Genomic DNA, 20,541 nt, shown 5'->3' on the forward strand with positions numbered 1-20,541 from the left:
GCCGCTCTAGCGCCTATCCGCATACGGCAAGATTGGCTCCACCGGCAGCGGCAGGTTGCCTAGCCAGGGGTCGAAGGTGTAGCGCAAGTACAGCAAGGCGCGGCTTGGGGCGTATCCTTCGCTGTGTTGCCAGGTGATGCCGGTCCCCAGCACCAGGTTCTCGGAAAGACGCCGTTCTAACAGGCCCTGGATGCGGAAGTTGACGCCGTTGCTGCTACTCCCACTCTTGGTCAAGGATGGGCTGTCCACCATGGTCCGGTTCGACTGCGCCAGAATATCTTGCAGGTCGGCCTCACCATTGTCTTTGGGGTAAAGGTCCGTGCCGTCGATTTTTGCGAACGACCAGCCCACCGCGCTTTCGATCAGGACCGACCAGTCAGCGTTGCGCCAGGCATAGTTCACCGGCACGCTGACCGAATAGTATTGCTGCGGACTGTAGTAACCGCCCTGGCCCAGGGTCGATTCGCTGAGGTCCTTGTCGTACCCCATGTACATCAGCGTCAGACCGGTGCGCAGGCGCTCGTCGGCGCGTTCCACCAGGCGATAATAGTAGCCGCCCATGGCCATGCGCCGCTGGTTGCTTTCAGTGTTCTCACCCAGCAGCCAATGGTTGCTCAGGCTCGCCCATACACCGTCATTGCCGCCTGTGTCATGGCTCAGGCCGAGGGTGAAACCGTTGGCCGTGACACCGCCCCAGTGGGTACCGGTGACCGGATCGACCGCACCGGCGTAGGACACCAGCGAATTGGTCAACGGTCGCCGCGATGCCGTCAGGCGATAACCCACGTCATTCCAGTCACCGCTGTAGGTTCCCCCGCCCACCCAGTTCGACACCGTGAACTCCTGCGGCGTATGACCAAGGTCAAAAGCCCAACGGTCATCATGCCAGCCCACGCCCAGCAGCGTGCCGCGCACGCTTTGTGAACCGCCGGCACATCCCCCCTGCACCACCGCGCACAAGCCGAACTGGTCGGTACTGGAGAAACGGCTGACATCCAGGTTGATCTCTTCGGCCTGGACGAAACCCTGCCCCTGCGCCACGGGTGCGTCGATGCGCAGGACGGTGGTCTGGGTGGTCAGGTCCGAGATGCCCGATGCGCTGTTGTCGGTGCGCCAGGCAATGTCGTGGTAGAGGTTCACCGTCGGGTTCTGCTGCTCGTACAGCTCGTCGACGTCGCTGCGGATGCTGCGCTGCAGCCAGTCATCGCTGTCCCTGGCACGACTCGCCCGGGTCATGGCGCGGTTGTCACGCGGTTCGACCTGTTGCGGTTCGATCATCCCGGCTGCGCCCATGCTGCGCGCGTAATGATCCAGCGCGAGCTGCGGTGCCTGCCAAGACAACAGGCGCGCCGCGTCCCGATGCACCAGCGGATCACTTTGCGGGGTCTTGAGCAACTCCTCGAACAGCGCGTTGGCACGTGCCTTGTCACCCAGCCTCGCCCAGGCATTGGCCAGGCGGCGCTGGAACGATGCCTGGGCCGGTACTGGCATGGTCACTGCCATCAGGCTGGCCTTGGCCGCGTTCGGACGACCGCGTTCGATCAGCACTTCGCCCAGGCCCAGTTGCGCTTCGGCATTTTTCGGCTCGCTGGCCAGCAGCTTGCGGTAGCGACTCTCGGCCCGTACCAGATCGCCACGCTGCCGGGCCCAGTCAGCCAGGGTCAGGTAGTCGTCAGGGGTCGGCGCTTCCATCAGCAGCAATTCTGCCTCGGCCTCACGTCCTTCATCATGCAGTGTCCGAGCCTTGGTGAGCAGTTGGCGACGCTGCAGGCTGGCCCACAGCGCGTTCATGTTGTCGTTCCAGACGGCGCGGGGGATCTGTCGCAGGCTGTCCATGGCTTCGCCGTCACGCCCACCATTGGCCAGGAACAGGCCGTGGGCATAGCGCGCCTCGGTGTCCTGGCCCTGGCGTTGCAGCAGCAGGTTGAAGTTTTGATGGGCCTCGGCCTCAATGCCCAGTTCCCGCTGGGCATTGGCCAGGCGGTACACCAGCCAGGGATTGTCCGGGTCCAGTACTCGGGCCTCGTTCAAGATCGTCGCCACCAGGGGCCAATCGCCGCGTCGAGCGGCGCCATCGGCCTGGGTATTGAGGCGCTCCAGCGTCAGGCCCCGGCGCACGCTCTGGAACCCCTCACGTTCCTTGGGCGCCAGGCTGTCGAGGTAGCGCTCGGCCTTCTCCGGTGATTGCGATTGGAACAGGCGGACCATGGCACGCACCACACTCGCGTTGTTCGGATCAAGCTTGCGCGCTTGCACCAACAAGGCTTCGGCGGTGATGTCATCGGATTCGCCCCGGGCAACATAGGACAGGCCGATCAGCGGCGCAGGATCCTTCGGCTGGGTTTTGCGCGCCTGCTGATAGAATTTTTTCGCGACGGGGTAGTCCTTGCGCTCCAGCGCTTCATCGGCCTTTTGCAACAACATCCACTGGTAGTTAATGGTCTTGAGGTCCTGCCACTTGGTCATCCAGTCGGTGTCCTGCTCGATGGCCGAGGCACGGACAAACGCGTTGTATGCCGCTTCGTGCCGGTTCTGGCGCATCAGCGAAATCCCCAGGGAACCAAGCAGGTTGGAGTCTTGCGGATAACGCTTGAGCGCCCGGCGCAACTGAGCTTCGGCACCGACGTTGTCGCCGGCCTCGATCAATGCCTTGCCTTTGACACCCGCTTGCCAGGCCGGATCAGCCAGGTATTGCTCCTGTTCTTGCAACTGCCGGGTCGCGTCGGCGCGAAAGCTGGTGTAGGGGTAGAACGCCAGGAACGTCCGCCAAGCCTGCGCGGTTTCGGGCCCTATCGGCTGTTTAAGCAAATAATTGTATTCGCGTTCAGCGGCGTTGTTGCTGGTGCCAGGATCGCGGGCCAATTGATGCAAGACGTCCAGCGCCTCAGCGTCGCGTTTCTCGGCAAACAGCAGGCCAGCCAGGGTCTGGCGCAACGAGGCATTGCCGGGGTACTGCTGATCCAACTCGCGCAGTTGCTCGATCACGCGCGGGCGCTGCCCCTTGATGCCGCTGCGCACGCTCAGGTATTCCAGGGTGATGGCAAAGTCCGGCATGTCATCGCCGAACAATTGCCGATAGGCCTGGGCGGCGTCTTCAGAACGGCCGGCGGTGACCAGCAAATGCGCTTCTTGCAAAGCCTTCTGGCCCTCGGCACTGTGCATTTTCAGCAAGCTCTCGGCTTGACGCAGCAGCGCCGTGCCAGGCACCTGCTGGCGCAGTTGGGCAACCAGGCGCTCGGCTTGCGAGCGATTCTGTTGCAGCAGCGCCTGGCGGACCTCGATGACTTTCACCTGTGGATCGTCCGGAGCGATCAGTTCCAGGCGTGCCAGCGAGTCACGCACCAGGTCTTCGCGATGCAGCGCCTCTCCCACGCGGATCTGCTCCAACAGCCATTGCTGCTGGTCGGGCGGACTGAAAGGCTGAGCCAGGGCGACGCCGTAAATGCTGCTCAACAACAGCCCAAAACCGTTTACTTTGCGCATGCAGCCGTCCAATCTGGCACGAGGCGTCCATCCTTATCGAAGCGATAACGTTGTTGGTCCCAGCCTTGGCCGAACAGCGCCAACGACTGGTTGTAGTAGTCATCTGCCAACGCTGGCTGTTGTTGCAAGCGTTGGCGCTGGGCCGCAAGGGCAGCCGCACTGTCCGGACTGGCGGCCAGCATGGGCAGCAATGCGGCGCTGAAGCCGACCGGGCCAGTGCCCTTGTCGAGGCCGGTGGCGCTGTCGACGACTTCCGGCACATAGCCCCGGCGCGCGGTCAGATTGACCATGGGCCTGAAATGTTCGATCAGTGCGAAGCGACCCGGTGCGTCCTTGGCCAGCATGCCCGTCCAGAGGTAGACGCGGATGGCGTCATAGCTGCCGACACTGCCCTTCTGGCTGTCGACGACCCACCCCTGCCCGGCTTCCCAGCGTTGCCAGTCGGACGCCAGGCCCTTGGGCGAGCTTTCGATCAACAGGCGCCGGGCGTTGCTGGCCAACTCCTGCCAGACCGATGCCTCCTGGCCGAAGCGCGCCAGCAATTGCGGCGGCAGATAGCTGGCATTCAGGCGCCATTGCCCGGCGCTGTCGAACCCGACATCGCCGGGCAACAACATCACGCCCAGGCCTGGCAGCTTGCGCAAGCTTTGCGCGGCGCTGCGCCAGAGCAGGTTGCGGCCCAAGACCTGGTAAGCCGGTCGATGCCACAGGCGCCCGGCTTCGAGCAGGCTATAGGCGATGAACAAGTCGGCATCGGTGGCGTTGTTGCCATCGAGGACCTGCCAGCGCCCTTCTTTGTCGCGCCCCCACAACCATGCCGGAAGTTGCCGGTCAAAGTTCCCGCCCGCCAGGTTGTCCTGGGTCCAGCGCAGTATCTTGGCGAAGCTTTCAGGGTCGTTGCCCACCAGGGCAAAAAACAGCCCGTAGCTCTGTCCTTCAGACGTGGAGATCAACGCCTCCGAGGAGCGGTCGATGACCCGTCCGTCCGGGCTGAGCATGGCCTGACGATAATTCTCCCAGGCCGGCCAGGCGCATTGGGCAGCCCCGGCAAAGCCGGGCATGGCAAAGATTGCGGTCAGCACCCGCGCGACGACAGCTTTCACCCGGTCACTCCTGGCCAGCCAGACGACGACGGGCAGCCCAACGCAGGGCGCGCCACAGCAGGAAAGCCGTCAGCAGAACGCTGGTGAAGGCCAGGCCCGCCAACAGGACCGGGTGCTCGGACAACTGGTACCAAAGCAGCAGCCACCACGGAAGGCGACCGACGAAGTACTGCTGGCCCACCCAACTGCTGCCAACGCCGCTGCTGCGGATCAGCGTCACGGAGCCGGCCACGGCGTCCATTTTGCCGCTGTCGCCCAAGGTGTCGCGCAGCAGTTGGTAATCGGCCTCATCGCTGGCCAGTAGGGCCACAATGCTGCGCTGTTCATGATGGGGCGATTGCAGGCCGACGATGGCAGCGATCGGTGCCTGGGCGCTGACTTCGACGCGGTTGGTCCCCTGGTCGCGCTCATCGCTGAGCTGGCCGGCCCGGGGTGACTTGCCATTGTGCTCACTGGCAGGTTTCAACAGCCAGTCACGAGTCTGGTCCAGCACCAGGTTGGCATCGGCCCCATTGCCCACTCCCGGCGCCATGGCGCCGAATACGAGCAGGTCGACATCCGCCTTCGCGTCGTCCCAATTGTCCGAGAGGCGCAGGCCGAACGCCGGCAGCCCAGTGCGCGCGGAGATGGCGGCGATGGTCTCGAACAAGGTGCTCAGTTGTACAGGAAGGCTGCGAGCCGGGACCATCACCAGGGTTTCCGACAGGTCGGCCATGCGGCTGTACGGAAAACCGCTGCGGGCAAAGACGCGCAGGTCGGGCATGGCGATGTAGTGATGGTAGCCGGTCAGGTCGATCGTCGATTCTTCATCGATCACCGCCTGGTTGTTCACCGGCAGCGACGTCTGGCAACGATCGCGCTGGGCGCTGCCGAAGGTGCTGGCGAAGTTGAAGTCGAAACGCAAGGTGTTGCGATCGCCAATCTTCAACCCAGGCACCAGCAGCTTTTCGTTGAGGTCAGCCGATTCGCTGGACAACACCGCCAGGCGCAACTCCTCCAGACGGCTGCCGGCCTTGCCTTGCAGTGCCAGGCTGGTGATGAACTGGTTGTTCAGGCTGACGGCCAGGCGCGATTCGTCGTTGACCGACGGTGGCGTGTAACGGAACCGGGTTTGCAGTGCAATTCCCTGGCTGCGCCAGACGAACAGGTCGGGCGGCAGATTCACGTCCACGGTGATCGGCCGTGGCTGCAGGCCATTCGCCTGAAGCTGCTCGGGGTATTTGATCAGCTCGGCGAAGCGCACCGCACGGTCCGTACGCACCCAATTCGGCGCGTCATAAGGCACCCGGGGCTTGAGCTGCCGGACCTGGTTGACGGTTACACGCGAACCACGGAACAGGTCCCCGCCCAAGGCCAGGGCACGGGCGGCCACAGCCAGGTCATCGTCGTTGCGGCCCAATACCAGCAACACCTTGCTGTAAGGGTCCTGGGGGTTGTCGATCATTTGCACCACAGGCGCATCCACGGCCGGGTACGTGTCCATGTCGGCCAGGAAGGACGGGCGGTGATCGTTGGTCGCGAAGACAATGGCCGACGGGGCGCGATTCTGCCCGTCGGCGGGCGGCAACTGGTCGAACAGCACAGGGAACTGTGCACCACGCCAACCGGCCTGGCTGCCGAAGTAGGATGCCAGGATACCGGCAGCACGTTGCTCGCCCAGCGTCGGCGCGTCGGCGAAGACCAGGTTGACAACCGGCTTGCCCTGGCCCCGGATGTCGAAGAAAGGCATCGGGAAATAGGCCAGGTCGTTCTTGAGCGTCAGAGGCTGCTCCTGCACCTGGATCTGACTGCTACGCCCAACGTTCAACCATAACGTGCTGTTGGCCGGATCTTCACAGGTATCGGTGTAATGGCCGACGAACTCCAGGCGCACGCGGTTGAAATCGGAAACCAGGCGCGGATCCAACGCCACCGACTGGGTGACCTTCCTGCCCAACTGGTCTTTCTCGATCGGTACAACGCTCATCAGCACGTCGTTGAGATACACACGCAAGTGCGAGGTCTGGGGCAACAGCGAAGGCGACGGTGTGTATTCCAGCTGCAATCTTGCATCGCTGGCGATGCGGTCGCGGCGCAGGCTGAATTCGATCTGGTCACTGTTACGGATACCCAGCAACAGGTTGTCGGCAGGACGCCCCAGCTGTTCAAAGCTATAGGCGGTGCTCCAGCCCGGTAGGCTGCTGACCGCAGCTGGCATGTCAGGTGTTGGCTCGGTGACTGCCTGGGCGCAATCCATGGTCAGGAGCGCCAGACTGGCAACAAGGTGTTTGCTGAAGAAGCCGCTCATAGTGCGCTCACTGATCGGGAATCGGAAAAAGGGGAAGCCGCTGGCATACGCGGCAGGAAACTGAACACCCCGCGCAACAGGTGCAGCGGCGGGCGGGCGATGCGACGGACCCAGGCAGGCAGGTATTCGTAAAGGCGGTAATAGCCGATGCCGCCAAGCTTGAGGATGTCGACGAAGCTGTGCAGCGGACGATCCGGGGCAAAGTTCTCGCCCCAGTTGAGCCAGGCGTCGGCACGGGCGAAGGTGCACTGCACAAAATCGATCTTCTGCTGCGTACTGAGGGCGGTGAAACTGATACCGACGAAATTCTTGTGGCTGCGGCTGATGTGGCCCGGGAACAGGAACTCGCGATCGCCGCGCTGCATCATCAGCGAGATACGCCCGCCCAACGGCAGCGACAACGAAGCGTCGAGCTGGATGCCCACGCCACCGTCCGAATAGTCCTGCAATGTGCCGGGGTAAGAATGACCACTCTCCAGGCGCACCGCAGCGGGCAACTTGGCGTGCACTCGGTGGGTCTGGCGAACCTGGCGCACTTCAGCGGCCACCGCCACGGCGGCTCCGATGATCAGCAGGTTGTAGATGACCCAGAGAATGCTCACCCACACGGTGGCGATCTCGTTGTCGGGTCCGCAGACCAGACGCCAGGCGGCAAAGCCCAGGCCCGCAACGTTCAACAACGCCAGCAGCAAGTACGGCTGGGCGATTTTCCAGTCGAACTGGTTGCGTTCCATCAGGCCGCCCTTGGCGGTCACGTTGAACTTGCCCTTGCTGGGGTTCAACAGTGCCACCGTGGTGGGGCGTGCGATGTACCAGGCCAGCACGGTCTCGTACACCTCGCCCCAGAACGTCTGGCGATAGGCGCCCTGCATTCGCGAGTTGGTCAGGCTGGCGTGGATCATGTGCGGCAGCACGTACAGCAGGATCATCAGCGCCGGCGCGTAGATGATGTAGGCATGCAGGAACAGAAAAGCCAGCGGCGCCGTGAGGAACACCAAGCGCGGCAGACCGGCCAGGAAATGCATCATCGCGTTGGCGTAGCAGATGCGCTGGAAGAAGGTCAGGCCCTTTCCGAGCAAGGGGTTATCGGTGCGGAAGATCTGCGCCATGCCTCGGGCCCAGCGAATGCGCTGGCCGACATGCGCCGACAGGCTCTCGGTGGCCAGGCCCGCCGCCTGAGGGATCTTGATATAGGCCGAGTTCCAGCCGTTGCGGTGCAAGCGCAGCGCTGTGTGGGCGTCCTCGGTCACGGTCTCGACGGCAAAGCCGCCGATCTCGATCACCGCCGCGCGGCGCAGCACCGCGCACGAGCCACAAAAGAACGCGGCGTTCCACATGTCATTGCCGTCCTGGACCATCCCGTAGAACAGATCGCCTTCGTTGGGGCGCTCGCGGAACACATTGAGGTTGCGCTCGAAGGGGTCTGGCGACAGGAAGTGATGCGGGGTCTGCACCAGCGCCAGTTTCGGATCACGCAAGAAACCGCCAGTGGTCATTTGCAGGAATGAGCGCACGGGCACATGGTCGCAGTCGAAAATGGCGATCAGCTCGCTGTCGAGCAACGTCAGCGCGTGGTTGAGGTTACCGGCCTTGGCGTGACGATTGTCGTTGCGGGTGATGTAGCCGACACCGACTTGCGCGGCGAACTGGCGGAAACTCTCGCGCTTGCCGTCGTCGAGAATGTAGATGTTCAGTTTGTCGGCCGGCCAGTCGATGCCCATGGCCGCATACACCGTGCCCCGCACGATGGACAGATCTTCGTTGTAGGTCGGGATCAACAAGTCGACGCTGGGCCACAGCCGCGTGTCGCGTGGCAGCGGCGCCGGCTTGCGGCCCAAAGGCCAGCAGGTCTGGATGTAACCGAGGATCAACACCACCCACGAATAGGTTTCGGCCACCAGCAGGATCAATCCGCACGCCAGGTCCAGCGGCTGGTTCCAATTCAGGGTGGAGGTGTAGCGCCACCACAGGTAACGGCACGAGACGATGACCGACAAGACCACCATCAGCAATGTCGTAAAACGCCCCGGCACCCGTCGCACAAGCATGGCCAGGCCCCACAACAACAGGACTAAGACCAATTGGGCGAGGTAGCCGAAAGGCTCGGTGATGCACAACAACATCAACATGAAGGCGACGGCCCCAAGGGCCACGTTGATCAGCCGCTGGTTGCGACGGTCCAGCCCCTTCCACCAATGGCTGCCCTGGCGAATCTGCTGGTTGGTCCAGGCGCGCCGGGGTGCGCTTTCCAGCGCCTCCCCCATCCACGCCCCCAGGCGCAGATATCGCCTCCCGAGGGCCTTGAGCCAATCGGGGGACGCCAGTCTCCTGGCCCGCCGCGGTACCGGGCGAACCAGCAGCAGCCAGAGACTTTGCACGGCATAACGCAGCGGGTCGCCCAGCCTCGGTGACCGATGGGCCAGTTGCGGATACCAGCGCTTTGGCTGATCGAGCACATAGCGCCAGCTCGGCGACTCCAGACGAAAGAACATCCACGCCAAGGCGTTCAATGTCGCCAGCAGCAGCGCAACCGGCAAGCCACTGTCATAGCGCCGATACAAGCGGGCAAACGGGAAAATGCGGGCAATCATACGGCCTCCAGGCGTCGAGCCAGGCACCAGGTGGCCAGGCTCAACACGTCCTGGGCCGCCAGGCTGGCCTGGGCATAAGCCCCCACCGGCTTCTTGAAGGCCAGGGCTTCGTGCATGGCTTCATCCCGATGCACGTTGAGTGGCAACAGCCGGTCGCCATATTGTTTGCGCCAGATCAGTTGCAGGTCGCGCTGCAATTGACTGACCGGGTCGAAGCGGTTGATCAGCAGATACTCGCTAGGGTCTTCTTCCTGCTGCAACAGCACATGGCAGGCGGCATCCGCCTCGACAACCTGCAGGCGCAACGCACAAGGCCCGACACGGGAATGACCGGGCAGGCGCAGCGGTACATCGAACAGAATCCAGTCAAAGCGCTCGGCGAGACTGGCCTGTCGGTGAAGCCACAGCTCCGGCGTCTTGCGCAGGTTTTGCTCGACCTGCTCCTGCTCGGCCAGTTTCAGGCGGCCATAAGGCAGCACGTCCAATCCCGGCTGCACGGTCCAGGCCTGGGTGTACCAATCCTCCCCGTCGATCATGGCGCGCGCCCAGCCGCTGCGCTCGCTGACCCGGACATTGAAATGCAGGCGAAGCAGGTTCTGCGGACACATGTCGACCAGCAGTACGCGCTCGCCAAGACGATGCAATGCATGGGCAATGGCCGCCACCAACGCGCTGGTGCCAACGCCCCCGCGCAGACCTCGCAGGCTCAGAGCTGTCACGACAGCGCCTCCTGCTCAGACTTTCGTGTCGGTACCAGGACCGCCGTTCGCAGGCGCTCCACCTCTCCCAGCAGTGGCCAGCGATGCAGGGCCTTCTGCAATTCGATCTGCGCCGAAATGTCCACGTAGTCCAGTTCGGGCAGCTCGATCTCCAGTTTCAAACGGGCGATGTCGTCGGCACGATCCGCACGCGACTGCGCCCTGGCTTTCACTTGAAGCGCTGTGGGTAGGGCAGCCATCCACCTTTCTCCTTGATTCGTACGTAAGGTTTTCCGGCGTAGTCGACGACCACGGTGCCAGCGTTCTCGGAAACTGCCGCCGTCTGCGGCAGGTTGCTCAGCAGGGCCGGCCAGTCGGGACCCTGGCCATCGCCCTGGGGCTGGGCGGTGTAGAGACGGCTGATAATTTCCGACAGGGCCAGGAAACTGCTCGGCTCAGCGATGTGCAGTGGAGCGGAATTGGCGTTGCGCCCCATGCCCACCAACTTGATACCGACCGGCACGTGGGTGATGGACCGGCTTGGGATCTCGCGCATGCCGGAGATCTGCATGCGATCGCCATGCAGCGCCGCACCATGCTCCGGTACGATCACCACGACCACCCGCCGGCCAGTCGACTCCAGTTGCTTGATGAAGCCACTGAGGTCATCGATCAGCCCCTGGGCACGCGGTTTGTAATCGGCGCTCTTGGTGCCGCCATCGGGGGTCAGCGCACGGTTGCCGTCATGCAGCGTGGTGGTGTTGTAGAACAGTGCCACGCGCTCGTTCGTCCCGGCTTCACGGTGCTTCCACCAAGTGTCCAGGACCTGCGAATCGCGCAGGATCGGCGAACCGTCGAAGCCCACCAATGCACGGGGCAGTTTGCTGGTATTCACAGCAGGCCCCGGCAACGAGCCCTGGGCACGGACTTCGTCAAGAAAACCTTCGAACTGGCCGGTGTGGTTGAGCATCACTTCGCTGGCAAAGCCCAGCTTGCTCAGGTCGGCCATCAACATGCACTGCGGTGGCGCAGTGCCGTAGAGCTGCATGTGGGGGACCTGCCCGCAGCTAGCGCGCAACAAACGGATGGCAGCCGGGCCACTGTAGGCGGTGGCCGAGTTGAAGCTGTCGAAAATCACGTCCATTTGCTGAAAGAGTGCGTTATCGCGCAGGCCCACGGCTTCCAGATCATCCCAGGCCATGGAGCAGATATTGATCAGCAACAGGTCGAACGGCTGCGCGGCAGAGGTCGACGGCATGAACTCCACCTGACGCCCGGCTTCGGTGCTGTAGAACTTCTGCAGGTACGCCTCAAGCGTCGCGCTGTCCGGCTCGGCGGAGCTCGCTGCCGCCACGGGGGCGTCGCTGGTCGACGTTGCGGCCGGTTCGCTGCGCGCATGCAGGGCCAGCACATTGGTGCTGGCCAGCCAGGCCAGCCCTAGCACACTCAGGGTAGTCAGGCGCAGCCAGTGACGGGCAAAGGCATAGATCACCACCAGTACGGCCAGCAGTGCACACAGGTTCCAGTCGATGAAACGGCCAGCCAACTCGACCACGTAGGCACCGCTGAAATTCAGCACCCCTGGCTGGTCGAGCAGGCGGCTGAAGGGGGGCAGCCAGGTGTCCTGGTAAAACAGCGCAACGCCCACCGGGATTGCAATGAACGTGCGCAGGTAACGCAGATAACGGTACGGCAACGGCAGCAGCAAGGCAGCCGCGAACACCAGGTTGGGCCATACCTGCAGGTTCAGGTAGCCCGCCCACAGCAGTGCAAACTTGAGGATGAAGTACAGGTTCCACGCCCCCAGGCCCGGCCAGACGGGCACTGGCGTTGGATAAGCGACTTCAGACCGATTCATGGGGCTCACTCCGGGCTGGGGCGCGGCGCCGCACCCCACCGGATTTCAGGTAACGCGGGGGCAAGAAGCCCTGCACAACATCGAGAAGATGGCGCCCCACCCTGGCCAGCACCAGGATCAGCGCCAGGGTCAACAGGCTGCTAAGGCCGATTACCTGAAGCAGTTCGGAATAACTCATGGACAATGCCCCGCAATGGCAAGCGTGATGCGTTCAGGAGAATAAGCGCCACACTCGGCGACGTCGGCAGCGCCAGCGGCCCCGCGTTCTTCTACCGGAGGGAGCCTGGAAGGCAGCGACGCCTGCGCAAGGAAAGCCTCGCGCGGCAAGGCGTCGACGCCGGAGAGAATCTGGATGTCGCTGAACAGATCGCGCCAGGCCAGCCGGCAGATATTCTCCAATGCCGGCTCCAGCCCATCCGCGCGACAGGCAAACAGGAACAGATAAAAAGCCCCATCGACCACGCAGGCGACATCACCGAAACGACGCAGGTCGATCTGATTGAGGTACTGCTCGATCTCCAGGCCACCGCGCGGTGTCAGCCTGAGCATCTGGTGGCTGATTTCACCGGAGGCACCGCCATAGACGCGTTCCACCGTGCTGATGAATTCGCGCGGCAACAACAGACCGCGCTCGGCAGGTGGACGCAGGCGTTTGAACAGCGACTGGAGGTCGGTGGTACGACTGTGACGCCAGGTCTGGCCCTGGGCGCTGTCGATAATGCTGAAGAAGTACGCCAGCGTAGTGCCATAAGGCACCGTCATGTTGGCCCCACAGGACACCAGCAGACGCTCGTCCCGGTAACGCAGGCAGGGCTCCATTTCACGTACGATGATTTTCAGCGCGCTACCGCAGCGCTTGCGCAAGGCATGGATCTGACGGGCCAATTCCTCGACCTGCAAGTTGCTGTCGATGGCGACGATGATGCTGGCGGCGCGGGCGCGGCTCGCTTGTTGGAGCAAGTCCTCGCGGTTCTCGAACAGCCTCCACTGATCCGACAACGGCGGTGCGCCTTCGAGCACGGCACGCTGGGTCAGGTAGATGCGCTGATCGTCGGTGTGGGTGAGTTGCGCGCCGCTCTGCTCATTGGCCGACAGCGCAAAACCGTCCACGCGCAACTCCAGCTCGAACGCCTGCCCACTGCACACGCCCAGCTCGCTGTGCCAATAGTGCAGTTGGTAATGAATACCGCCGTCACGGCGATAGAGCTGGGCAAGCCCTGAAATGGTCTCGTTGAGCCGCAACAGACGCTCATGCAATTGAGGCGCCTGGCCGTGACCGATCATCAGCAAAGTGCATTGGCGTCGCCCCAACCATTGCCCCAGGGCCTGGCAACAGTGCCGCAGCCCTGGCGCGACTTCGCTCTGCCAGGCGCTGGTGGGCAGCATCAGCACAATGGCACTGCCGGCCACCGGCGCTGCACGGGTCAGCTCGCCGACCAGCGACTTGAGGGCCCGGCCGACGTCGGCTTCGTTGATGTCGAACAGCTTCAGCTCGCCGGGGCCGGCATAGGCCGCCATCTTCTGGGCGACGTCCCGACTTGAATGCCCGCAACACACCAGCATCGCTCGCGCATCGGCCGGCATCGCTGCCAGGCACTGGGCTGCCAGCGTCGCCGCATCGCGCGCCTGATCCACAGCCACCCAATAAAAACCGCCCTCGCGCAACAATATCTGCTCATCACGCAGATCGCGGATGGCTAAGGTGACCTGACTCAAATGCAACTCCCTTTCCCTTTGAACCGGATACAACACGAGCGTGATCGGCCCCTCGACGCCTGCTCGCGAGGGACTTTTTCTAATGACGTACACAAGCGCCCCGAGCCAGGCTCAGGGGGAGACTGTTAAGTCAGCGAAATTGGCTGGGCCGAACCCTGAAACTCGGGGCTGGAAGCTTTAAATGCGGGATAGTGCCGTTGGAAGAAAATGAGAAATCACTTTTCCGCCGTTCATCACCGATCATTCACCGATCACCCTTCCGGACGCTCCTGCGCCCGGAAATGGCGCGCAATTATCATGACGCCGGGCGAGAAGTGTCAATAACCCGTTAACGGTAGGCAAAAACCATTTCAGATGAACGGTAATCGCCATTTTATTGGCACCCCGCACTTGAGGAACGAGGCCGGACCCGCAGCCTCGTTGCCCGACGGGGCTTTGTGGCTAGGCCCTCTTGACCTTGAAACGCCCAACACCCGCTGCATCAGCGATACCCGCTCCGAAAGGTCGCGGGCCGCCAGCGCACATTCCTGCGAGCTGGAATGGTTCTTCTGGGTGACTTCATCGATCTGCTCAAGCCCGACGCTGGCCTGTTGCAAACCTGACGCCTGCTCGCTGGAAGCCTGGTAGATCAGCGACACCAGGCTGGACACCGCGCTGGTGCCATTGACAATGTTCTTGAGCGACTCGGCTGTCCGGCCTGCGATGATCATGCCGCGCTGGGTCTTCGAGGAGTCGGCGATCAGGGCGGCAGCAAGCTGCTGGCGTGATCCACACCGACTTAGAGAAAGGCTTCATCCGCGCCGAAGTCATCGCCTACAACGACTTCATCCAGTTCAAGGGTGAAGCCGGTGCCAAGGAAGCTGGTAAATGGCGTCTGGAAGGCAAGGAATACATCGTCAAGGATGGCGACGTGATGCACTTCCGCTTCAACGTGTAAAGAGGAACCGTGGTTTTCCACGGACCTCGATAGACACAAAATCCCCGTAATCACTCGCTGATACGGGGATTTTGCATATTGGGACACCCCCCCTCCTCCATCCGTAGCCTGTCCGGTAACGCGGGAACGCTGCCCAGTTATGCAAGAATAGTTTTATTGGCAATCACTACAGGGATGAAGAGCATGCCATTTCCTTTCGAGTGTCTCCTGGTTTTGCTTGATGGCATTGCCATCAGGTCCCAGGTCATCGCTGGACTTGAACACCTGGAAAAACATACCTCAGGCTTGCCGCTTCAGGTCGCCAGCGTTTTCGTGCAGTGGGCACACAGGAATTTCAGCAAGTGAGCCTGCTTACAACCAAAGACGCCTCTTTCGCCTATCAGGCGGTGTACCGCTATCTGGTCGAGCTGATCGAAACCGCCAATTCGGAACGTGAACAGAAATTGCCGTCCTTGCGGCAACTGGCCCGGCGCCTGAATGTGTCGGTGTCGACGACCAAGTACGCCTATTCGCTTCTCGAAGACGAGGGACGGATCTATGCCAAACCCAAGTTCGGTTATTTCACCAAGGCGATGCCGGCCCCCTTATTGAACGAGGGCTCGCCCAATCTGCTGGACAACGTATTCTCCAACGCGCGCCAGCCGGGGATGCTGGCCCTTAGCAGTGACGCGCCGGCGATGTTGTTGTCGCTGGAAAACCCGTTGTTGATGATGGAGCGCGAACTGGCCCGGCAATACCCGCGCTCCCATGCGCCACTCTATCAGCCGTTCGGCGAGCCTGAGCTACGCGGCGCCCTGGCCGACCGCTACACCCGTTCCACTCACAGCTACTGGCAGGCCGAGCACGTGTTTATCGGCTCAGACCTGCGCAGTGTGCTGGAGTTGTCCCTCAGCGCCTTGAATCTGGGTGGCACTGTGGCGCTGGTGGAGTCGCCTTGCTCATGGGCGATCCTGCGTCAGTTGCAGGCAGCCAAGATTCGCGTGATCGAAGTCCCGCTCGGCGAGGATGGACGCTTCGATCTGTCCACGCTCAGTGAGTTGCTCAGGCGTGAGCCCATCCGGCTGGCGGTGCTGTCGTCGACCGTGAATATTCCCCAAGGCAAGCTGATGCCGGCGCAGGATAAACAGCAAATCTGTCGCTGGCTGGCGGAGCGGGATGTCTGGCTGTTCGAAAACGACAGCTACGGCGAGTTCTATTTCTCTCCCAAACCCGCGCGCTATCGCGATTTTGCCGATCCGGAAAAGCTGTTGGTGTTCTCAACCTTCGACAAGATCATCGGCTCGGAAGCGCCCTATGGTTATGTACTGTGTCGCCGACACGGGCCTCAGTTGCATCGGTTATTTCTGGAACGGGCATTTCGTCTGTCACCGATCCGTCAGAAAGCGATCGCCAAACTCTTCAGCTCCAAGCGCATCGACCAGCATCTAATGGTGCTGCGGGCCATGCTGCTGGACCGGATGAAACGGATGGAGGCCTTGCTGGAGGCGCACGGCGATGGCCAGTTACGGGTTGTCGCACCGCAAGGCGGAGCGACCTTCTGGCTCGAGGCCAGGCACTCGGTGGACATGCGGCGGGTGTTCGAGCGCTTGCTGGCCCAGCGCATCGTTATCGCCCCCGGGGAAATATTCAGCCAGCAGGGGGCCTGGCGGCATCACGTGCGCCTGAGCTACACCCTCGACTGGAGCAAGGATATACCCCTGGCCCTGAAGAAACTGGCCCAGGCTATCAGCGAAGAGCCATAGCCATGCCTAGAGCCCATAGCAATGCCGCGATTCAGGGAAGCGGCCATCGCGCACCTCTTCGGCAAAACGCTCACAAGCGCCGCGAATCACCGCGCCGACATCAGCGTACTGCTTGACGAAGCGCGGCACCTGTTCACCGCCCAGACCCAGCACGTCCTCGGTCACCAGCACCTGGCCGTCGCAGACCGGTGAGGCGCCAATGCCGATGGTGGGCATTTTCGAATCCAGGGTAATTTGCCGGGCCACGCCTTCAGCCACCCCCTCGAGCAGCAGACTGAAGGCCCCGGCTTCGAGGTTGGCCCGAGCGTCCTCGGCAATCATCGCACCGGCTTCGGCGGTCAGGCCCTGGGCCTTGAACCCTCCCATGACATTGACGAACTGCGGCATCAGCCCGACGTGGGCCATGACCGGAATGCCGCGTGCCACCAGAAACTCGACGGTACCCGCCAGGGCCTTGTTGGCTTCCAGCTTGACGGCATCGCAACCGGTGCGCGCCAGGACCTGCGCGCAATTGCGAAAGGCCTGTTCGTTAGATTCCTGATAGCTGCCGAAAGGCATGTCGGCGATGACGCAAGACAGGCGCGTGCTGTCGACCACGGCCCGGGTGTGTCCGATGATTTCTTCGAGCTGCATACTCAGCGTCGAGGCCCGACCGTAGCCGACCATAGCAGTAGAGTCACCGACCAGAATGAAATCGACGATTGGGTCTATCAACCTGGCAATAGAGCTGGAGTACGCCGTCAGGGATACGATTTTCTGTTGGCCCTTCATCGCGACCAGTTGCGGAACCGTCAATCGTTTAGTACGGGTATGAGCGCTCATAAGTGTCTTCCTGTGATGATTGAAAACCCCGGGGAGGGGGCGTCTGTCATTACATGAGGATGGGCATCAACTGCTTGACTGCTTGAAGTCGCGCTCCAGCAAATATTGTTGCAATGCCTGCAACACGCGACCGCGGATAATCGCGATCGCTTCAACGTCCGGGTGATTAAAATCGTCGAAATTACGCTGAATTTCTTCCATGTTGCGCTCAATATCCAGGGTTAGAAAGTGCCCGATTATTGGTTAAACACGCAAAAACTCAATGTACAGATTTGCCCTAAAAAGCAACCCAGATGCATTGTCAGGTTGTCCCGCCCGGTAATTGGATGGACCATTACCGGCTATGTACCTGATGGCTTCATTCGAACGGCACTGCCTGTTCAAGGGCGTGGTTTCAAATGCTGTTTCAGTCGCGAGTTTTCATGAGTTCCTGTTTAGAGCCCCTTTATGACGGCCCACATTGATCCACAACCCGGTCGCTTTTCCCGGTCTGACTACAAGACCCTGGGCCTGGCGGCGCTGGGTGGTGCGCTGGAAATCTACGACTTCATCATCTTTGTGTTCTTCGCCCTGACCCTCAGCCAGTTGTTCTTTCCGCCAGAGATGCCTGAGTGGCTGCGCTTGCTGCAAAGTTTCGGAATTTTCGTCAGCGGCTATCTGGCACGTCCGCTGGGCGGCATCCTGATGGCGCATTTCGCAGACCGGGTGGGGCGCAAGCGGGTGTTCAGCCTGAGCATCCTGATGATGGCTTTGCCCTGCCTGTTGATCGGAATCATGCCGACCTACGAACAGATCGGTTACTGGGCACCCTTGACGCTGCTGCTGTTGCGGGTGCTGCAAGGTGCCGCGGTGGGCGGCGAAGTGCCTAGCGCCTGGGTGTTCGTGGCCGAGCATGCCCCGGTCGGGCATCGTGGCTATGCCCTGGGTGTGCTGCAGGCCGGATTAACGTTTGGCTATCTGCTGGGGGCACTGACCGCAACCCTCCTGGCGCGGCTCTATAGCCCCGCCGAGATCCTCGACTTCGCCTGGCGCCTCCCCTTCCTGCTGGGTGGTATATTCGGGGTGATCGGGGTCTGGCTGCGGCGCTGGCTGAGTGAAACCCCGGTGTTCATGGCCTTGCAGGCGCGACGTAAATTGGATGCGGAGTTGCCATTACGGACAGTATTGCGCGATCACCGCAAATCCATCCTGCCGGCGATGCTTTTGACCTGTGTGCTGACATCGGCGGTGGTGGTGCTGGTGGTGATCACCCCGACTGTCATGCAGAAAAGCTTCGGCATGAGTGCCAGCCATACGTTCGCGCTGAGCAGCCTGGGCATTGTGTTCCTGAATATCGGCTGTGTACTGGCTGGATTACTGGTGGACCGGATCGGCGCCTGGCGCGCGGTGCTGGTTTATAGCCTGCTGCTGCCGGTGGGGACCGCGGTGCTTTACGCCAGCCTGATCAGTGGTGGCTACTGGATCAGCGTGGCCTATGCGCTGGCCGGCCTGACCTGCGGCGTAGTGGGTGCGGTGCCCTCGGTAATGGTGGGGTTGTTTCCGACCCGGATCCGGGTGTCCGGTATCTCCTTTACCTACAATATTGCCTACGCACTCTGGGCCAGTACCACGCCGCTTCTGCTGATCGGACTGATGCCGTGGAGCCCTTGGGTCTGCGTAGGCTATTGCGTGGTCATGGGGGCCGTCGGGGCACTCATGGCGTTGTTCTTCGGCTTTCGATCCTCGTCGGTGGCTGACGTTTCGGTGGTTCCAGGCGCCTGAGCCTGACCTTTTCGCGCCGCCGGTCGCGGCGCTTGCCCCTGAATACCAAAGGACGGCAATCGGCATGAGCTGCGTCAACGATTTGCATGATCTATCGGCGGTGCAACTGTTGGCGTTGTTCGCCAGCAAGGAGCTGTCACCGCTGGAGTACTACGACCATTTGCTGGCCCACATCGAGCGCTGGGAACCCCATCTTAATGCCTTGTACGCCTTTGACCCGCAACGGGTCCGGGAACAGGCGGCCGCCGCCAGCGAGCGCTGGAGCCGGGGCCAACCCCGTGGTCTGCTCGATGGTTTACCTGTGACGCTCAAGGAGTTGATAGCGACGCAAGGCGACTGCATTCCCCTGGGCTGCGCCGCGACCGAGTTGATCCCGGCCACAGCGGACGCACCACCGGCGGCGCGGATGCGTGAGGCCGGAGCGATAGTCCTGGGCAAGACAACGGTTCCGGACTACGGGATGTTGTCGTCGGGGCTGTCGAGTTTCCACGGCGTGACACGCAATCCCTGGAACCTGGCGAACAATCCCGGTGGTTCCAGTGCCGGCGCGGCGGCGGCAGCAGCGGCCGGCTATGGGCCGCTGCATGTCGGCACCGACATCGGCGGGTCGGTCCGTTTGCCCGCAGCCTGGTGCGCCCTGGTGGGGTTCAAGCCGACACTCGGGCGCATCCCCATCGACCCGTATTACACCGGCCGTTGTGCCGGCCCCATGACCCGCAGCATGGATGACTGTGCACTGATGATGCGCTACCTGTCCCGCCCCGATGCGCGGGATGCCACCAGCCTGCTACCGGAACAAGGCGATTGGGCCCTGGAACAGTTGTCGATCCAAGGGCTGAAAATCGGTCTGATGCTCGATCCCGGCTGTGGCATTCAACCAGACGAACAGGTGTGCTCGGCGGTTCGGGAAGCGGCTCGCCTATTCGAAAGCCAGGGCGCCCAGGTACGTCAGATCAAGCCACTGATGGACCGAGCCGTGCTCCAGGGCCTGGATCAATTCTGGCAGGCGCGACAGTGGAGTCAGTTGCTGGCCCTGAGCCCCGAGCGGTTCGATCAGGTCTTGCCCTACATTCGCGACTGGGCGGCAGCGGCCGAGAAGCTGAGCGCCGTGCAGGCGGTTGAGGGGTTCAACCAGACGTTCGAAATCCGGCGCCGGGCAGCCGAGGTCTTTCATAATGTCGACTTGGTGTTGTCGCCGACCAACCAGGTCAGTGCCTTTGCGGCTGAATGGGCCTCGCCCACCAATGACCCGCGCCTGCCGTTCGAGCACATCGTCTTCACTGTGCCGTGGAACATGGGCGAGCAGCCAGCCCTGTCAATCAACTGCGGCTTTACCGACCAAGGCATGCCGATCGGCCTGCAGATGATCGCTCCGCGCTTCGCAGACCAGTGGTTGCTTCGGCTCGGCAAGGCCTATGAAAACTGGCGCGGCACGATTCGCCACTGGCCCAGCCCGCCGTCTCGCCTGTGGGAGCGTGGCTTGCCCGCGAAGAACGATAACGCGTAGTCGCTGAAAAAACGCGGTGCATTCTTCGCGGGCAAG

At 62.2% G+C, this 20,541-nt stretch carries 14 protein-coding genes and 2 pseudogenes; 4 read left to right on the forward strand and 12 right to left on the reverse strand.

Going from position 1 to position 20,541, the window contains the following annotated elements; all coding sequences use genetic code 11:
* Positions 1-6 precede the first annotated feature (6 nt).
* From bcsC to JUI81_RS29435, 10 genes and pseudogenes are all read right to left on the reverse strand, one after another.
* Positions 7-3,483 carry a cellulose synthase complex outer membrane protein BcsC gene (gene bcsC / locus JUI81_RS29390; protein ID WP_204125529.1) on the reverse strand — a complete coding sequence of 1,159 codons (3,477 nt, stop codon included), beginning with the start codon at positions 3,481-3,483 and terminating at the stop codon, positions 7-9.
* Positions 3,471-4,586 carry a cellulose synthase complex periplasmic endoglucanase BcsZ gene (gene bcsZ, locus JUI81_RS29395; RefSeq protein ID WP_204125530.1) on the reverse strand — a complete coding sequence of 372 codons (1,116 nt, stop codon included), beginning with the start codon at positions 4,584-4,586 and terminating at the stop codon, positions 3,471-3,473. Before bcsZ ends, bcsC begins: the two co-directional genes overlap by 13 nt.
* Before the next feature lie 4 nt (positions 4,587-4,590).
* On the reverse strand, positions 4,591-6,873 hold the full coding sequence (bcsB, locus tag JUI81_RS29400; RefSeq protein ID WP_204125531.1) for a cellulose biosynthesis cyclic di-GMP-binding regulatory protein BcsB: 2,283 nt from the start codon (positions 6,871-6,873) through the stop codon (positions 4,591-4,593).
* The gene (gene bcsA / locus JUI81_RS29405) at positions 6,870-9,464 is read right to left on the reverse strand and encodes a UDP-forming cellulose synthase catalytic subunit (RefSeq protein WP_204125532.1); all 2,595 of its coding nucleotides are present in this window, start codon (positions 9,462-9,464) and stop codon (positions 6,870-6,872) included. Before bcsA ends, bcsB begins: the two co-directional genes overlap by 4 nt.
* Positions 9,461-10,183: a cellulose biosynthesis protein BcsQ gene (gene bcsQ / locus JUI81_RS29410; protein WP_204125533.1), complete on the reverse strand. Its 723-nt coding sequence runs from the start codon at positions 10,181-10,183 to the stop codon at positions 9,461-9,463. The genes bcsA and bcsQ overlap by 4 nt, the downstream gene beginning before the upstream one ends.
* Positions 10,180-10,422 carry a cellulose biosynthesis protein BcsR gene (gene bcsR / locus JUI81_RS29415; protein WP_204125534.1) on the reverse strand — a complete coding sequence of 81 codons (243 nt, stop codon included), beginning with the start codon at positions 10,420-10,422 and terminating at the stop codon, positions 10,180-10,182. The genes bcsQ and bcsR overlap by 4 nt, the downstream gene beginning before the upstream one ends.
* Positions 10,392-12,020 (reverse strand): cellulose biosynthesis protein BcsG, encoded by a 1,629-nt coding sequence (bcsG, locus tag JUI81_RS29420; RefSeq protein ID WP_204125535.1) that lies wholly within the window; start codon positions 12,018-12,020, stop codon positions 10,392-10,394. The genes bcsR and bcsG overlap by 31 nt, the downstream gene beginning before the upstream one ends.
* A complete protein-coding gene (bcsF, locus tag JUI81_RS29425) occupies positions 12,007-12,198 on the reverse strand; it encodes a cellulose biosynthesis protein BcsF (RefSeq protein ID WP_204125536.1) in 192 nt (63 codons plus the stop codon). The genes bcsG and bcsF overlap by 14 nt, the downstream gene beginning before the upstream one ends.
* Positions 12,195-13,736, reverse strand: coding sequence for a cellulose biosynthesis protein BcsE (gene bcsE, locus JUI81_RS29430; protein ID WP_204125537.1), 1,542 nt, complete (start codon positions 13,734-13,736; stop codon positions 12,195-12,197). The genes bcsF and bcsE overlap by 4 nt, the downstream gene beginning before the upstream one ends.
* Before the next feature lie 441 nt (positions 13,737-14,177).
* Positions 14,178-14,494 (reverse strand): annotated as a pseudogene (locus tag JUI81_RS29435) (chemotaxis protein); the annotation flags it as partial.
* On the opposite strand from JUI81_RS29435, the pseudogene JUI81_RS29440 reads away from it, so the two are divergent.
* A pseudogene (locus JUI81_RS29440) lies at positions 14,488-14,673 on the forward strand (DUF933 domain-containing protein); the annotation flags it as partial. The pseudogenes JUI81_RS29435 and JUI81_RS29440 overlap by 7 nt on opposite strands.
* 341 nt (positions 14,674-15,014) lie before the next feature.
* Positions 15,015-16,415: a PLP-dependent aminotransferase family protein gene (locus tag JUI81_RS29445; protein WP_374707281.1), complete on the forward strand. Its 1,401-nt coding sequence runs from the start codon at positions 15,015-15,017 to the stop codon at positions 16,413-16,415.
* A gap of 6 nt (positions 16,416-16,421) precedes the next feature.
* Here JUI81_RS29445 and panB read toward each other — a convergent pair whose 3' ends face one another.
* Complete coding sequence (panB, locus tag JUI81_RS29450) at positions 16,422-17,237, reverse strand: 3-methyl-2-oxobutanoate hydroxymethyltransferase (RefSeq protein ID WP_096481097.1); 816 nt, start codon at positions 17,235-17,237, stop codon at positions 16,422-16,424.
* A gap of 66 nt (positions 17,238-17,303) precedes the next feature.
* The gene (locus JUI81_RS32030; protein ID WP_275406306.1) at positions 17,304-17,438 is read right to left on the reverse strand and encodes a hypothetical protein; all 135 of its coding nucleotides are present in this window, start codon (positions 17,436-17,438) and stop codon (positions 17,304-17,306) included.
* Positions 17,439-17,684: 246 nt separating this feature from the next.
* Between JUI81_RS32030 and JUI81_RS29455 the strand changes: the two genes are divergently transcribed.
* A complete protein-coding gene (locus JUI81_RS29455; RefSeq protein WP_204125538.1) occupies positions 17,685-18,998 on the forward strand; it encodes an MFS transporter in 1,314 nt (437 codons plus the stop codon).
* Positions 18,999-19,062: 64 nt separating this feature from the next.
* Positions 19,063-20,505 carry an amidase gene (locus JUI81_RS29460; RefSeq protein WP_096481102.1) on the forward strand — a complete coding sequence of 481 codons (1,443 nt, stop codon included), beginning with the start codon at positions 19,063-19,065 and terminating at the stop codon, positions 20,503-20,505.
* Positions 20,506-20,541: the final 36 nt, after the last annotated feature.

Origin of the sequence: Pseudomonas sp. 008, assembly GCF_016861935.1 — a bacterium.
In the GTDB taxonomy this organism is placed as follows: domain Bacteria; phylum Pseudomonadota; class Gammaproteobacteria; order Pseudomonadales; family Pseudomonadaceae; genus Aquipseudomonas.

Excerpts from the sequence above, each read along its gene's own strand:
- bcsA (WP_204125532.1), bottom strand. The coding sequence starts at position 9,464 with ATGATTGCCCGCATTTTCCCGTTTGCCCGCTTGTATCGGCGCTATGAC.
- bcsC (WP_204125529.1), bottom strand. The coding sequence starts at position 3,483 with ATGCGCAAAGTAAACGGTTTTGGGCTGTTGTTGAGCAGCATTTACGGC.
- JUI81_RS29460 (WP_096481102.1), top strand. The coding sequence starts at position 19,063 with ATGAGCTGCGTCAACGATTTGCATGATCTATCGGCGGTGCAACTGTTG.
- bcsB (WP_204125531.1), bottom strand. The coding sequence starts at position 6,873 with ATGAGCGGCTTCTTCAGCAAACACCTTGTTGCCAGTCTGGCGCTCCTG.
- bcsG (WP_204125535.1), bottom strand. The coding sequence starts at position 12,020 with ATGAATCGGTCTGAAGTCGCTTATCCAACGCCAGTGCCCGTCTGGCCG.
- bcsF (WP_204125536.1), bottom strand. The coding sequence starts at position 12,198 with ATGAGTTATTCCGAACTGCTTCAGGTAATCGGCCTTAGCAGCCTGTTG.
- JUI81_RS29455 (WP_204125538.1), top strand. The coding sequence starts at position 17,685 with ATGACGGCCCACATTGATCCACAACCCGGTCGCTTTTCCCGGTCTGAC.
- JUI81_RS32030 (WP_275406306.1), bottom strand. The coding sequence starts at position 17,438 with ATGGAAGAAATTCAGCGTAATTTCGACGATTTTAATCACCCGGACGTT.
- panB (WP_096481097.1), bottom strand. The coding sequence starts at position 17,237 with ATGAGCGCTCATACCCGTACTAAACGATTGACGGTTCCGCAACTGGTC.
- bcsR (WP_204125534.1), bottom strand. The coding sequence starts at position 10,422 with ATGGCTGCCCTACCCACAGCGCTTCAAGTGAAAGCCAGGGCGCAGTCG.